General features: G+C 67.6%; 9 protein-coding genes. 3 read left to right on the forward strand and 6 right to left on the reverse strand.

The window, feature by feature from the left end; all coding sequences use genetic code 11:
• Positions 1-4 precede the first annotated feature (4 nt).
• Positions 5-745: an SDR family NAD(P)-dependent oxidoreductase gene (locus GV068_RS01990; protein ID WP_159695752.1), complete on the reverse strand. Its 741-nt coding sequence runs from the start codon at positions 743-745 to the stop codon at positions 5-7.
• A 180-nt stretch (positions 746-925) separates the two neighbouring features.
• Between GV068_RS01990 and GV068_RS01995 the strand changes: the two genes are divergently transcribed.
• Positions 926-1,489, forward strand: a complete 564-nt coding sequence (locus GV068_RS01995) for a TetR/AcrR family transcriptional regulator (RefSeq protein WP_159695753.1) — start codon at positions 926-928, stop codon at positions 1,487-1,489.
• A gap of 29 nt (positions 1,490-1,518) precedes the next feature.
• Here GV068_RS01995 and GV068_RS02000 read toward each other — a convergent pair whose 3' ends face one another.
• The 4 genes from GV068_RS02000 to GV068_RS02015 all read right to left on the reverse strand — a co-directional run bounded on the left by GV068_RS02000 (position 1,519) and on the right by GV068_RS02015 (position 10,925).
• Positions 1,519-5,706, reverse strand: a complete 4,188-nt coding sequence (locus GV068_RS02000; protein WP_159695754.1) for an ATP-binding protein — start codon at positions 5,704-5,706, stop codon at positions 1,519-1,521.
• A gap of 162 nt (positions 5,707-5,868) precedes the next feature.
• A complete protein-coding gene (locus GV068_RS02005) occupies positions 5,869-9,075 on the reverse strand; it encodes an efflux RND transporter permease subunit (RefSeq protein ID WP_159695755.1) in 3,207 nt (1,068 codons plus the stop codon).
• A gap of 21 nt (positions 9,076-9,096) precedes the next feature.
• Positions 9,097-10,263, reverse strand: a complete 1,167-nt coding sequence (locus GV068_RS02010; protein WP_159695756.1) for an efflux RND transporter periplasmic adaptor subunit — start codon at positions 10,261-10,263, stop codon at positions 9,097-9,099.
• A gap of 236 nt (positions 10,264-10,499) precedes the next feature.
• Complete coding sequence (locus GV068_RS02015) at positions 10,500-10,925, reverse strand: divergent PAP2 family protein (protein ID WP_159695757.1); 426 nt, start codon at positions 10,923-10,925, stop codon at positions 10,500-10,502.
• 166 nt (positions 10,926-11,091) lie between these two features.
• Between GV068_RS02015 and GV068_RS02020 the strand changes: the two genes are divergently transcribed.
• Positions 11,092-12,141 carry a DUF475 domain-containing protein gene (locus GV068_RS02020; RefSeq protein ID WP_159695758.1) on the forward strand — a complete coding sequence of 350 codons (1,050 nt, stop codon included), beginning with the start codon at positions 11,092-11,094 and terminating at the stop codon, positions 12,139-12,141.
• A gap of 83 nt (positions 12,142-12,224) precedes the next feature.
• Entirely contained in the window at positions 12,225-12,617 is a 393-nt protein-coding gene (locus tag GV068_RS02025; RefSeq protein WP_159695759.1) for a hypothetical protein, read from the forward strand.
• Between the two features lie 215 nt (positions 12,618-12,832).
• Here the strand turns inward: GV068_RS02025 and GV068_RS02030 are convergent, their stop codons facing one another.
• Positions 12,833-15,163, reverse strand: a complete 2,331-nt coding sequence (locus GV068_RS02030) for a hypothetical protein (protein ID WP_229464602.1) — start codon at positions 15,161-15,163, stop codon at positions 12,833-12,835.
• Positions 15,164-15,254: the final 91 nt, after the last annotated feature.

Consider the following 15,254-nt stretch of genomic DNA (forward strand, 5'->3'; position numbering starts at 1 on the left):
GCGATCAGGCGAGCAAACCGCCGTCGACCGTGACGACGGTGCCCGTGATATGCCTTGCGGCCGGGCTTGCCAGGAAGGCGACAGTGGCGGCGATGTCGGCCGGCTCGGCGTAGCGTCCCAGCGGCATGAGGCCGCGCTGGAAGTCCGAGCTTTCGCCATTCGCGGGATTCATGTCGGTGTCGGTCGACCCGGGCTGCACCAGGTTCGACGTGATGTCGCGCGCGCCCAGTTCATGCGCCAGGCCGCGCGCGAACGACTGCAAAGCCGACTTGGTCATGTAGTACACGGTTCCCGGCGTGCCGACGATCCGGTCGGCGCCGGCCGAGCCGATCGTGATCACTCGGCCGCCTGACGCGAGGTAGGGAATGGCCGCCTGGGTCGTCAGTACCGGACCCCGCACGTTCACCGCGAACAGCGCATCGAAATCCTCGACACTGAAATCGGCGATCAGGTTGTAGCGCGCGATGCCGGCGTTGTTGACCAGGATATCCAGCCCGCCCAGCGCGGATACCGCCGCATCGACGGAGCGCTTGATGGCGGCCGGGTCGGCGCTGTCCGCCTGGATCGCGATCCCCTTGCGGCCGAGTGCCTCGATGTCGGCCGCGACCGCTTGCGCGCGCTCCGCGCCGCCCTGGTAGGTGAGCGCGACGTCCGCGCCCTGCTCGGCCAGGATGCGGGCGATGGCGGCACCGATGCCGCGCGAGCCGCCGGTGACGAGCGCGCGTTTTCCTTGGAGGGACTTCATTTCTGGACCTTTATGTAGTGATCGATACATTAATCGTATGGTAGGATCGTCGCCTGGTCAAGGACTTTTGTAATGCTTACTACAAAAAAATCTGAAGCGGCTCCTACGGGAACGACCGGTGGATCCGGACGTCGCGGACGGCCGCGCGTGTTCGACCGCGACGCCGCCCTGGAGACGGCCATGAAGCTGTTCTGGGTAAAGGGTTTTGAGGCGACCTCGATCACGGATCTGACGACGGCGCTGGGAATCGGACCGACCAGCCTGTACGCCGCATTCGGCTCGAAGGAAGCGTTGTATGCCGAGACGCTCAAGCTGTATGCGGCCAGCTATGAACACCTGGTGCTGGGCAGATTCCGGACGGCGCCCACGGCGCGCGAGGCGATGTCCGCCTATTTGCTGGACTCGGCGGCTGCGATGACGGGATCGGATGCCGATCTGCCGCGCGGGTGCATGGTCAACCTCGGCACCGTGGGCGGCAGCGAATATGCGGAACTCGGCGCGCTGATGCGAACGACGCGGGGCGGTACCTATGACGTGTTGCTGGGACGCCTGGAGCAGGCCGTGCGCAATGGCGAACTGGCGCCCTCCGTCGACCTGAGCGGTCTGGCGCGCTACCTGCAAATCGTCCAGAGCGGCATGGCGATCAGGGCGCGCGACGGCGCCAGCAGGGAAGAACTACAGACGGTGGCGAAGCTCGCCATGGCGTCCTGGGACGCTCTGGTGCGCGGAGCCGGCGCGCCCTAGTCCCCGCCAGGCGCCCGCTTTGGGCGCCGTTAGCGACCCGGCGAACGCGCCTGCAGCGCGAGCGCCAGCAGGCGGTCGACCGCGTCGAACTCGGCCGGCTTGGTCAGGTGGTGGTCCATGCCCGCCTCGCGCGCCCGTTGCCGGTCCTGCTCTGTCCCCCAACCGGTCAGGGCCACCAGCATGGTCCCCTGCAGGCCGTCGATCCGGCGCAGCGCCACCGCGGCCTCGTAGCCGGTGGTATCCGGCAGTCCGATATCGAGGAAGACCACTTCCGGCAGCAGCGCGCGCGCCGCGTCGATCGCGCCGGCGCCGTCGTGCGCCATGCGCACCTCATGACCGCCGATCTCGAGCAGGGTCGCCAGCATCTCCGCAGCATCGACATTGTCGTCCACCACCAGCACCCGGAGCGCACGACCGGGCGCCGCGGCCCGGGGAGCGTGCGGCGCCGGTGTGGCCGGGGCCGATGCAGCCGGCGCGGCATCCGGCAGCGGCAGGCGCACCGTGAAGCGGCTGCCGCGGCCTTCGCCGGCGCTTTCGGCGGCCACACTGCCGCCATGCAGCTGCACCAGGCGCTGGACCAGGTTCAGGCCGACGCCCAGCCCGCCCTCGCCCATCACTTCGCTCGCATGTCCCTGGGCATACATGTCGAACACCCGCGCCAGTGCGTCGGGCCCGATGCCGATCCCCGAATCGGCAACGGCGATCACCGCCTCGCCTTCTTCGGTCCAGGCCTCGACCGCGATGTCGCCGCCGGCCGGCGTGTACTTGGCCGCGTTGTTCACCAGGTTGCTGATGACCTGGGACACGCGGTGGCGGTCGGCCTGCAGCACGACCTGCGCCTCCGGCAGGCGCAGCGCCAGCCGGTGGCCGCGCGCGTTCACCAGGGGCATGGCCATCTCGACGCCGTCGTGCACCGCGTCGCCCAGCAGCACAGGTTCGAGGCGCAAGGTCAGCTTGCCCTCGGACAGGCGCGCCATATCCAGCAGGTCGTCGACCAGGTGCACCATGTGGTCCACCTGGCGCCGCATCATGCCGGGCACGTCGCGCCCGCCGGCGTCGGCGCCGGACTGCAGCAGGTCGACGCCGGCGCGGATCGGCGCAAGCGGATTGCGCAGCTCGTGCGCCAGCGTCGACAGGAAGTCGTTCTGCTGGCGGTTCTTGGCCGCCAGTTCGTCAGCCAGGTGGCGCAGCTCCTGCTCGGCATGCTTGTGGCTGCTGACGTCGAAGGTCACGCCGTCGAAGCGCAGCGGCTGGCCGTCCTCGTCCAGGTCGCACCAGCCGATCGCGTGCAGCCAGCGCGTCCCGTCCGCGTCGTACGCGCTGCGGAATTCGATGTCGAGCGCGCTGCCCTGTTCGAGCGAGCGGCGCAGGCGCGCCTCGAAGCGCGCGCGATCGGCGCCGTGCACGGCGGCCACCAGCTCCTCCACCACGGCCTCGCGCCGGCCGTCCATCCCGAGCTGGGCCGCCATCTCCGGGTTCATGCGGAACAGTTCGAAAGGCGCGTCGGCATACCAGACGCCGATGTTGCCGGCTTGCGCCACGCGCTCGAAGCGCTTCTGCAGCATGCGCCGTTCGTGGATGTCGATCACGGTGCCGACATAGCCGTCCGGCCGCCCCGCTTCGTCTGTGCGCGGCAGGCCGGTGTCGATCACCCAGCGGTAGGCGCCGTCATGGCGGCGCAGCCGGAAGTCGATCGCGAACGGCACGCGTGCGGCCGTCGCCTCGAGGTAAGCGTCGACGGTGCGCTGCACGTCGTCCGGATGGACGTTGTCGAGCCAGCCGCGCCCCAGGTCCTGCTCGACACGGCGGCCGGTGAAGTCGTACCAGCGCTGGCTCAGATAGGTGCACTGCTCGTCGCCGCTGGTGGTCCAGAGCATCGCGGGCGAGGCATCCACCAGGGCACGGAAATAGGCGTCGCGGCGCGAGGTTTCCTGGTGCATGCGACGGCGTTCGCGCGCCAGCGCCACCTGGCTGCGCACCCGCGCCAGCAGTTCGTTGGCCGCGAAGGGCTTGACCATGTAATCGTCGGCGCCGGCCTGCAGGCCCTCGACCTTGGCTTCCTCGCCGGCGCGCGCGGAGAGCAGCATCACCGGCAGGTCGCACAGGGCTTCGTCCGCGCGGATGCGCGCGATCAGGCCGAAGCCGTCCAGGCGCGGCATCATCACGTCGCTCAGCAGCAGGTCGGGCGGGTCGCGCTGCAGCAGCGCGAAGGCAGTCTCGCCGTCGGCGCAGGCGATGACCTCGGCATGCGGCTCGAGCAGCGACTTGAGGTAGGCGCGCATGTCCTTGTTGTCGTCGGCGACCAGGATGCGCGGGCGCGGCCCGGCGTCCGCTATCGTGGCCGGCAGGCCGGCGGACGGCACGGCGGCAGGGTCGCCGGCGTCGGGCAGCCAGCGCAGCGCCTCCTCGACGAAGGCGGCGCCCATGCGCGAATCGTCCCCGGCCGGCGCCGGCGCGTCCGCCGCCAGCACGCGTTCGGCCGGCAGGTGCGCATGTCCGAACGGGATATCGATATCGAAACGGGTGCCCTCGCCTTCCACGCTGTGCACGGCAATGCTGCCACCGTGCAGCCACACCAGTTCCTGCATCAGGGCCAGGCCGATGCCGGTGCCCTCGTAGGTGCGGCCGCTGGCGCCTTCGATGCGGTGGAAGCGTTCGAACACGCGCGGCAGTTCGTGCGCCGGGATGCCGATGCCGGTGTCGCTCACGGACAGGCGCGCCATGCCCTGATGACGCTGCAGGCGCAGCGTGACGCCGCCCGCCAAGGTGAACTTGAAGGCGTTCGACAGCAGGTTGAACACGATTTTTTCCCACATGTCGCGGTCGACCCAGACCGGCTCGCCCAGGTCCTCGGCATCGACCGCATAGGCCAGGCCGCCGCGCACCATGGCCGACTCGAACACGCCGGCCAGTTCGGTGCTCAGGCGCGCCAGGTCCACCGGCGCGTAGCTGGCCTGGACCCGGCCCGCTTCGATCCGCGAGAAGTCGAGCAGGGAGTTGACCAGCTTGAGCAGGCGCAGCGCATTGCGCTGGGTGAGTTCGATGCGGCGGCGCTGGCCGGGCGTGAGCGCTTCGCCGGTATCGGCCAGCGCGTCGTCGAGCGGGCCCAGGATCAGGGTCAGCGGCGTGCGGAATTCGTGCGAGACGTTCGAGAAGAAAGCGGTCTTGGCGCGGTCGATCTGGGCCAGCTCCTCGGCCCGGCGCAGCTCCTGCTCATAGGCGGAGACGTTGCCCACCGCGGTGCCGATGGCGGCGCCGAGCAGCTCGTAGAAGTTCAGGTAGTCGGCGTCGAGCGCGCGCCGGGCGCTGACGCCGGCCACCAGGTAGCCCCAGGCTTCCTGCTGCCCCGGCAGCGTTACCGGCAGCACCATCGCGGTATCGGGCGCCTCGTCGTAGGTGCCGCAGCGGGCGCCGGCAAAACGCTGCGCCAGGCCGGTCACGCGCTGGGTGGCGCGCCCCGCTGCGGCCAGCGCGAACGGCCAGGTGGTGTCGTCCGGCGCCAGGGCGCCCGGGGCCAGCGGACAGTGGCTCTCGATGCCGGCGCGGCCGCGCAGCAGCAGCTGGCCGGAGGCAGTGTCATGCTGGTAGAACAGGATGAAAGGCAGGTCCTCGGCCAGGGCCGCGTGGCCGGCCGCCAGCTGGCGCCCGATGTCGGCGGCGGTGCGTGCGCTGGCCAGGGCGTCGCTCAGCTCGCGCAGTCCACGCGTGCGGCGCGCGCCCAGCACCAGTGCCGTGGTCTCCGTGATCGGGTGGAAGATCCCGCCCACCGCGCCCGACTCGTCGCGGATCGGCGAGAAGGAAAAGGTCATGAAGGCCTCTTCCAGGTAGCCGTGGCGGTCGAGGAACATGCGCTGGTCGCGGATGTAGGCGCCTTCGCCCTTGTGGGCGCGGTCGAAGGCATCGCCCACGACCGGCAGCGCGCTGGCCCAGATTTCCTTGAACGGGCCGCCCATCGACTTGGGATGCAGGTCGCCGCAGATCGGGCGGTAGGCGTCGTTGTAGATCTGGATGTCCTGCTCACCCCAGCACACCAGGATCGGGAAGGTCGAGGACAGGCACAGGCTGACCGTCGTGCGCAGGCTCTGCGGCCACTGGTCGAGCGGTCCCAGCGGCGTGGCGGACCAGTCCATCGACCGGATCAGGGCGCCCATCTCGCCGCCGCCCGCCAGCCAGCTGAGGTCGGGCTGGCGATCGAGCGCCGGGGTCGTTTCAGGCATGCGAAAAGCTTTCAGTGGGTGGGCGAATGACGCAATGCGGCAATTTTAATGCACAGATGCATGCACGCGTTATCAGATGCGCAATGAAATCTGGGGAATTTGCGGATATACGACGAAAAAAAAGCCAGCCCGAAGGCTGGCTTTTGCGGAGAAGAAAACCCCTTACACCGGCTGCGGCGTACCGCGGCCACGGCCCGTCACCAGGCGGCCCAGGCGCATGATCGTGCGATAGACCAGGCGCACGAAGGTCAGCGTCAGGATGGCTTCGACGAAGGTCATCAGGAAGGCCAGCGCCGGGTTGAAGCGGTTGGCGCGGCGGTTGAACTTCGCAAACATGCGGTCGCGGGCGATCTCGATGCTGTCGTAGAAGGTCGGCACCACCAGCAGGGTCAGGAAGGTCGAGGTGATGGTGCCGCCGATGATCGCGATGGCCAGCGGCTGGTAGAACTGGCCGGCGTCGCCGAGGGCCAGCGCCACCGGCAGCATGCCGGCGATCAGCGCGAAGGTCGTCATCAGGATCGGGCGCAGGCGCTTGCGGCCGGCCGCCATCAGCGCGTCCTCGCGGTCCATGCCCTGCTTCTCCAGTTCGCGGGCGGCGTCCAGCAGCAGGATCGCGTTCTTCGCCACCAGGCCCATCAGCATGATGACGCCGATCAGGCTCATCAGGTTGAGGGTGTTCTTGGTGATCAGGAGCGCCAGCACCACGCCGATCAGGGACAGCGGCAGCGACAGCATCACGCCCATCGGTGCGGTGAAGGAACCGAACTGCATCACCAGGATCAGGTACATCAGGCCGATGCCCGAAATCAGGGCGATGCCCATGGCGGTGAACACTTCCTGCTGGTCCTGGCCGGCGCCGCCCAGCTGCAGGCCATAGCCCGGCGGGAAGTCGAAGCTCTTGGCCAGTTTCATGGCGTCGGCGGTCACTTCACCCGGCGAACGGCCCTGGGCATTGGCGGACACGGTGATCATGCGCTCGCCGTTCTTGTGGCGGATCGCGGCCGGGCCCTTGCCCATGGTGATGCTGGCGATCTGCTCCAGCGGCACCATCATGCCGGTGCCGCTCACGGCGATCGGCAGGCGCTCGATGCTGTCGGTGTTGACGCGGTCGTCCGGATGCAGGCGCACCGCGACGTCACGGGTTTCGCTGCTCGGGTCGACCCAGTCGCCCACTTCAATGCCGGCGAAGGCCACGCGCAGCGATTGGGCGGCGTCGTTGATCGAGATGCCCATGGCGTTGGCCAGGCCGCGGTCGAGCACGATCTGCAGCTCGTTCTTCGGATCCTGCTCCGACAGGGTGACGTCGACCGCGCCCGGAACCTGGCGCAGCTTTTCCATGTAGGCCGTGGTCAGGTCCATCAGCTTGCGCGAATCCGGACCGGTGAACTGGATCTGGACCGGCTTGCCGCCGCCGTTCAGGTCATCGATCACGGTGTACTCGGCGCCGACCAGGCGGCCGACTTTCTCGCGCAGCTCGGTCGCGATTTCGGAACCGGTGCGCTTGCGTTCGCTGCGCTTGCCGATGTCGATGTAGATACGGCCGCCGCCGGTGTTGACGTTGCTGTTGGTGTCCTTGGTTTCCGGGATGGCGCGGGCCAGCTCGGCCGCCGCTTCCACCTTGCGGCGCGAATACTCCACGCTCGACGAGGCCGGTACGCGGATCTCGACCATCAGGGTGCCCTGGTCGGATTTCGGCAGGAAGCTCGAACCGCCGAACTTACCCTGCAGGAAGATCGCACCGACGAAGCTGGCGACGGCGATGGCGGCCATCCACTTGCGATGGTGCAGCGCCCAGGCGATCACCCGGCTATAGCGGTCGGCCTGGTGGTCGAACCAGACGTTGAACTTGTCGAGCGCCTTGCCGATGCCCTTCTTCTGGATCTTGTGGTGGTCGACCGGGTCGCCCCAGTAGGCCGACAGCATCGGGTCGAGGGTGAAGGAGATGAACAGCGACACAATCACCGAGCAGGTCACGGTCAGTGCGAACGGACCGAACCATTGGCCGGACATGCCCGGCATGAAGGCGACCGGGATGAACACGGCCATGATCGAGAAGGTGGTCGCGGCCACGGCCATGCCGATCTCGGCGGTGCCTTCCAGCGCCGCGGTGCGGCGGTCGGAACCCATTTCCATGTGGCGCACGATGTTTTCACGCACCACGATCGCATCGTCGATTAGCACGCCGATGGCGAGGGACAGGCCGAGCAGGGTCATGAAGTTCAGCGTGAAGCCGCACAGCCAGACCGCGATGAAGGCGGCCAGCACCGAGGTCGGCAGCGACAGCGCGGTGATCAGGGTCGAGCGCCACGAGTTCAGGAACACGTACACCACGAAGATGGTCAGGATCGCGCCCAGCACCAGCGATTCGATCACGTTGTTCAGGCTCATCTGGGCGTCGTCGCCGCCGTCGCGGGTGACTTCCAGCTTGGTGCCTTCCGGCAGTTCTTTCTGGGTCTCTTCGACCACCTTGTGGACCTTCTTGGCCAGCGACACGGTCGAAGCGTCACGCGAACGGGAGATCTGGATGCCGACGTTCGGTTTGCCGCTGCGCATGGAGAGGCTGTTGATGTCCGCGTAGCCGTCCTTGATCTCGGCCACCTGGTTCAGGCGCACGATCTGGTCGCCGTTACGCTTGACCACGACCTGCGAGAAATCTTCGGGACGCTCGATGCGGCCGACCAGGCGGATGCCCTTCTCGTCCAGCTCGCTGCGCAGCTTGCCCACCGGCGCATTCGTGTTCTGGGTGCGCAGGGCGTTGGTCACGTCCGACACCGAGACGCCGAACTCGCGCAGCTTCTCGGCGCGCAGCAGGACCGACAGTTCGCGGCGCAGGGCGCCGTTGACGCTCACGGTCGAGACGCCGTCGATGGCGCGGAACTTATCGGCCAGCACGTCTTCGGCGTAGCGCGAGATTTCCGCGTGGCTCTGCGAGCTCGACGAGAAGGCCAGCGACATCACCGGTTCCGAAGCCGGGTCGATGCGGCGCAGGATCGGCTCGCGCATCTCGACCGGCAGCTTGTAGCGCACCGCGGCGATCGCGTTGCGCACGTCGTCCGAGGCTTCGATCAGGTTGCGGTCGAAGTCGAATTCCATCCAGATCGAGGCGCCGCCTTCGTAGGAGTTGGAGTTGACTTCGGTGACGCCCTGGATCGCCAGCATCTGCTTCTCGATGCGGTTGGTGATCTCGCGTTCGGAGGTTTCCGGCGAGGCGCCCGGATACGGGATGTCGACCACGATGACCGGCACTTCGACGTCCGGGTTCTGGTTGACCTTCAGTTTGGACAGGGCCAGCAGGCCCATGGCCATCATCGCGACGATCAGCACGACCGTCGCGACAGGCTTCTTGACACTGAAATTAGAGAGGAACATTTGTTGTTTTCCTTGTTTTCCTTACTTGCCCTGAACCGGGGCTGCGCTCGCCACGCGGGCGGTCGCCATGTCGACCTTCTGGCCATCCTTCAGGTTCGAGGTCGGGGCGCGCAGCACGATGTCGCCGGCGGCCAGGCCCTGCTTGATCTCGACGTTGCCGGTGCGCGGGTCGCGTGCGCCCACCACCAGGTTGACCTGGGACAGGGTCTTGTCCTTGATGCGCCAGGTGTAGGCCTTGTCGCCCGACTTCACGACTGCCGCTTCCGGCAGCATCAGGGCGCTGGTGCTCTGGGCATCGACGCGGCCTTCGGCGTACAGGCCGGCCACTTTCGGCTGGGCCTTGTCGGCAAACTCGATCACGACTTCGACCTGGCGGGTGACGGCGTTGGCGGCCGGGTCGATGCGCTTGATGATGCCGGCGAACTGCTGCTCGCCGTAGCCGTTGACGCGGAAGTTGACCTTCTGGCCGGTCTTGACGGCGGCGATCGAATCGGCCGAGACGCGGCCCTGGAAGCGCATGCTGTCCGGATCGATGACCTTCACCAGTTCCTTGCCGATGGTGGCGGTGTCGCCGGCCGAGACCTTGCGCTCGGAGACGATGCCGTCGAACGGAGCGCGCACGATGGTGCGCGACAGCTGCTGGCGGGCGGTGGCGGCGCGCGAACGGGCGGCCGACAGTTCGCTTTGGGCGCTGTTGCGGCGCACTTCGGCTTCGTCCAGGCCGACGGCCGAGGTCATGCCGGAGGCGCGCAGGGTCTTCATGCGCTCGAGCTGGCGGTTGGCCTGGTCGAGGGCCTGGCTGGAGGCGCGCACGGCTTCGTCGGCAGACGACACGGTGTCGCGGATCGCGGTCTCATCCAGGCGCACCAGCACGTCGCCGCGCTTGACCGGGTCGCCGTTCTCTTTCAGGACCTGAAGCACCACGGCCGAGACCTCGGCGCGCAGGTCGGCCTTGCGCTCCGGCTGGATCGAACCGGTGACGACCGGGCCGCTGGTCAGGGTGTCGTTCTGGACGGTCATTACGTCTTCCGGCGCCACCTGCAGCTGCGACGGACGCTTGTCCTTGGCCTCGCCCTTGGCGCCGGCCTGGGCGGTCTGTTCGCCCGGCTTCGCGGGTTCCTTGGACTCCTTGCTGCAGGCGACGAGCGCCGAGGCGATGGCAAGGACGAGTAATGATTTGCGCAGCATTGTGGTTCTCCAGAGAATGGACTTGGTTGTTCTTGTAAAAATTCGAATATAGACAGCCAGCGCGCAGTATCGAGTAGTGCCCTACCAACTTCAAGTGACTACTCTGCGTACTGCGGAAATCGAGGGATGAAATGCGGTATTTCGCGATGAGCTGCATTCCAGACGGGCTGAAATGTGCCCGATTCCGGACAGTTTGCGGACAAGGCGGACGTCCGGATGGCCCGCCAGCCCGCCTTCTAGACGCCGGCGCCGAAGATGGCGTGAACCAGGAAGCCCATGCCGATGCCGGTCAGGATGCCGCCGCTGATTTCGACCAGGGTGTGGCCCATGCGTTCGCGCAGGACGACGTGGCCGACGGTTTCCTTGCCCAGCCGGTTGATGGCGGCCGCCTGGCGGCCCACGTGCTGGCGCAGGCTGTTGGCGTCGATCATCACAATGAAGGCCAGGGTCACGGCGACGCCGAAGGCCGGGTGGCCGATGCCTTCGCGCAGGGCGATCAGGGTCGCCATGCTGGTGACCACCGAGCTGTGGTTGCTGGGGAAGCCCCCATTGCCCACCAGGTTGAAGGCCCAGCGGCGCTGGCGCACGCTGGTAATCAGGAACTTGATCGGGCCAACCACCATCCAGGTCAGCACAGGTGTTACAAGATAAGCAATATCCACGTCCAAATCCAGGTAGTTAGTGTTAATGTAATGCCGCGCGGCATTATCTCAGATGCAAAGCATCGTCGATACGAAATCAGGGATGAAACAGGGACATCCGTAGCGCCGCCGCACCACCTGGGACGGTAATATTCTCTTAACTAGACTAGACAGGCAAGGGGGCAGTATGCGGCATTTCCGGTTGTCGATTGGGGTAACGATCATCCTGATGGCCTTGGCGGGCTGGTGGGGCTACGAGCACCGCGGGATGGCGGGACTATTGCAGGCGCTGTGGATCACGGCCGTGCTGGGCGTGCTCGAAGTGTCGCTTTCTTTCGACAACGCGGTCGTCAACGCTTCCGTCCTGCGCGGCTGGAACGAGTTCTGGCGCAAGCTTTTCCTCACGGTCGGCATCCTGGTGGCGGTGTTCGGCATGCGCCTGCTGTTCCCGCTCGTGATCGTGTCGGCCGCGACCGGCCTGGGCATGATCGAGGTCTGGCACATGGCGATCGACAATCCCACCGAATACTCGCGCCATCTCACCGAGAAGCACGCCGAGGTGGCGGCCTTCGGCGGCGCCTTCCTGATGCTGGTCTTCCTGAACTTCCTGTTCGATGAGGAAAAGGAACTGCACTGGCTCGGCTGGCTGGAGGAAAAGGTCGGCAAGTACGGCACCGAGGGCCTGGCGATCCTGATCACCCTGTCGGCGGTGTTCGGCGCCATGTACCTGATGGAACCGGCGCGCAAGCTCCCGGTCCTGATCGCGGGCGTCACCGGCGTGCTGATCTATATCGGCGTGCAATGGCTGAGCGGCCTGCTCGAGAGCGAGGAAGAAGACCCGACGGTGGGCAAGATGATCGCCCAGGGCAGCATCGGCGGCTTCCTGTACCTGGAAGTGCTGGACGCCTCGTTCAGCTTCGACGGCGTGATTGGGGCCTTCGCGATTACCAATGACGTCGTGATCATCATGCTGGGCCTGGCGATCGGCGCCATGTTCGTGCGTTCGATGACCGTGTTCCTGGTCTACAAGGGCACGCTGGACGAATTCGTCTTCCTCGAGCACGGGGCGCATTACGCGATCGGTATCCTGGCCCTGATCATGTTCTTCAGCGTCGAGTATCACATCCCGGAATGGTTCACCGGCTTGTCAGGATTGGCCTTCATCCTGGTGTCGCTGTGGTCCTCGGTGCGCTACCGCAAGCGCATGGAGGACAAGGGGCAGGGCCTGGGAGACTGAGGGATTTTGCTAAATGGCGCAGCCGTGGCAGAATGGGCGCGGCTGCGATGCTGCCATCCTGACAACTCAACCCACGAATAGCCATGCCGAAACGCGCCACCGCCCTCCTCCTGTCCGCCCTCGCCGCCATCGTGGTGCTGTTCGCGCTGTACACCTGGTTCACGCTGAGCTGGTCGTATTCGGAAGGCGAACGGGCGGGCTACCTGCAGAAGTTCTCGAAGAAGGGCTGGCTGTGCAAGACCTGGGAGGGCGAGATTCTGCTGTCGAGCATGCCGGGCGCGATCCCGGAACGCTTCGCCTTCACCGTGCGCGACGAGGCGGTGGTGAAGCAGCTGCAGAATGCGATGGGACAGCGGGTGCAGATTTCGTACGAACAGCACGTCGGGATTCCGACCTCCTGCTTCGGTGAGACGGAATACTTTGCGACCAAGGCGGGCACCGGGCCGCTGAATCCGGTGGCGCCGAATCCGCAGTGATACGCGGGGCGTATTAATTGGGTGCTATTAATACGTTCGGCATATCACCGTCAACTTGGATCCCGGCCAAGGGGGACGCCTAGTCACGGGATGACGTGCTGAGGGTGCGGGTTAGACAGGAGTGTGCGACCACTCTGCGTTAATCCAAAAACCGTCGTTCCGGCGAAGGCCGGAACCCAATTTGACTTCCGCAGCGCCCCGCTAGCGCTCGAGAATCACTCCTCAAGCTTGCGCTGATTCGCAATCACATCCGCCAGCCGCGTCACCGCCTGTGAGGCCGACGCCGGCGGCATCTGCTTGAACCTTCCCAGTACTTCGCGCGTGATGTTCACCGAGGCCACGCGGTGCTCGGCTTCCGCCTTGCGCTCGCCGATGGCCCGCTCGGTAGCGCCGAGTTCCTGCGTATGCTCATCGAAGCGCTGCGACTCCAGGTCGGCCAGCTGCTTGCGTGCATCCGCCATGCGCTGGGTCGCCTCGGCCGCCTTGCGCTGCATCTCGGCATGGCGCTGGGCGTGCGCCAAGAGCGCGCGCTGGGCTTCGCGCTTCTCGACGGCCGCCTGCAGCGCCGCCTGTTCCAGCACCTCGCGCTCGCGCGCCAGCCTGGCCTGTTCTTCTTCGGCGGCAGCACGGGTCTGGGCGGCCTGGGCCGCAGCCTGTTCCGACGCCAGCCGCGCCGATGCCGCCTCGTTGGCGCGCGCATCCGACGCCGCCTGCTGGCGCTGTGCAGCCAGCTTGCGCTCCACCAGGGCCAGCGATTCGCGCGCCGCCTCAGTCGCGGCACGTTCTTCAAGGATCGCCGCATCCAGTAGCGCCTGCTGGCGCCGCTCGGCCTCGGCCCGCTCGGCCTGCACCTGCGCCAGTTCGGCCGCACGGCGCGCCTGCGCCTGCTGGGCCGCGGCGGCCGCTTCGGCATGCTCCGCTTCTGCGATGGCGGCGTGCGCCTGGGCCCGCTGCGCTTCCAACGCAGCCTGCTGCGCCGCTTCGGCACGCTGCTCGGCCTCCACCTGTTCCCGTAGCTGGGCGCTGGCCGCCTGCGCCGCCTGTTCGCGCGCCTGGGCAGCCTGCGTCAGTTCCTGCTCGGCCAGCAGGCGTTCCTGCTCGCGCGCCAGGGCCGCTTCCTCGGCGGCCGCACGCTCGCGCTCGGCCTGGGCCAGCCGTTCGGCCTGCTCGGCGCGCTGGCGGGCCGCTTCCACGGCCTGCTGCTGGACCTCGGCCTGCTGCCGCACGGCAGCCATCGCCGCCTCTTCCAATGCGTTTTCCTGCGCCTTGGCCTCGGCCGCCTGCACCGCGAGACGCGCGCGTTCCTCGAACAGGGCGCGTTCGCGTTGTTCTTCCTCGGCCTGGCGGCGGGCGGCTTGCGCCGCCGCTTCCTCGGCCGCGGCGCGCACGCGCGCATGGTCGGCGGCGACGGCTTCGGCTTCCACCCGCGCCCTCACCTGCTCGCTCGCCTCTTCCTCGGCACGCGCGCGTTCCTCGGACACCTCGCGCAGCTTGCGGTCGGCTTCGATGCGGGCCTCGGTCGCGGCCAGGATGCGGGTTTCCGCCTCGCGCCGGGCCTCGGCGCTGGCGGCGGCCATCTGTTCCATGCGCTCGCGGTGGGTGGCGGCGTCGCGCAGCTCCTTCTCAGCCTGAAGGCGCATGCGCAGCGATTGCGCGGCAACGCGCTCGGACTCGGCCTGCGCCAGCGCGATCGCTTCGCGTTCCTGTTCGATGTGGGCCAGCGCGCGCGCCTCTTCCAGCGCCCGCGCTTCGGCGGCCGCGCGCGCAAAGCTCGACGCCAGCGCGACCTGGTCGGCGCGTTCGCGCTGCTGGGTCAATTCCAGTGCCTCGGCTTCGGCCTGGGCCAGCTTCTCGGCGGTCTGGCGGGCGCCGCGTTCGGCCCGCTCGCGCTCGCGCGCCAGGATCGCCACGCGCGCGTCGGCGCTGGCGTTGTGCAGCACTTCTTCCTTGGCCGCTTCCACCGCCGCCATGCGTTCGGCGGCCTGCAGGCGCGCCTGCTCGGTCTGCACCAGGAGCTCCTCGGCCGCGCGTGTAGCCTGGGCCGCCATCTCGGCCTGGGCTTCCACCTGGGCGGCGGCGCGGCGCCGCGCTTCTTCCTCGGCGCGGGAGCGGGACTCGGCCGCCATGCGGGTTTCGGTTTCAGCCTGGACGCGGGCACGCAGTTCGGCGGTCTCCTGACGGATCGCTTCCAGGCGCTCGTTCGAGGCCTGGGCGGCTGCGCGCAGCGATTCCAGGCGGTCACGGTCGGCGGCGATCGCCTCTTCCGAAGCCTGGGCATTGGCCAGCGCGGCGGCGGTGGCGGCCGCGTCCATCGCAGCGCGCTCCTCGGCCAGCGAGCGGGCGCGCGACTCGGCGTGGGCCCGGCTCTCGGCGGCCACGTTGGCCTTGGCCTCGGCCTCGACGCGGGCGATGGCTTCCTGGATCTCGCGCATTTCCATCGGCGCCCGGCCGGCGCTCTGGGCCGGCATGACGCTGCCCGCATGCGAGAGGTCGATCGTGAAATCGCTGTCGTCGTACTTGTCGGGATCGGGCTTGATGGGTTCCATGGTCGTCTTCAAGGGTGGACGCAAGCTGCGTCCTGCCGATTATCCGGCAAATCCAGCAAGGCTGTCACGCCGAACTGGACGGCAAAAGCGG

Source organism: Massilia sp. 9I (genome assembly GCF_902506415.1).
Taxonomy (GTDB): domain Bacteria; phylum Pseudomonadota; class Gammaproteobacteria; order Burkholderiales; family Burkholderiaceae_D; genus Telluria.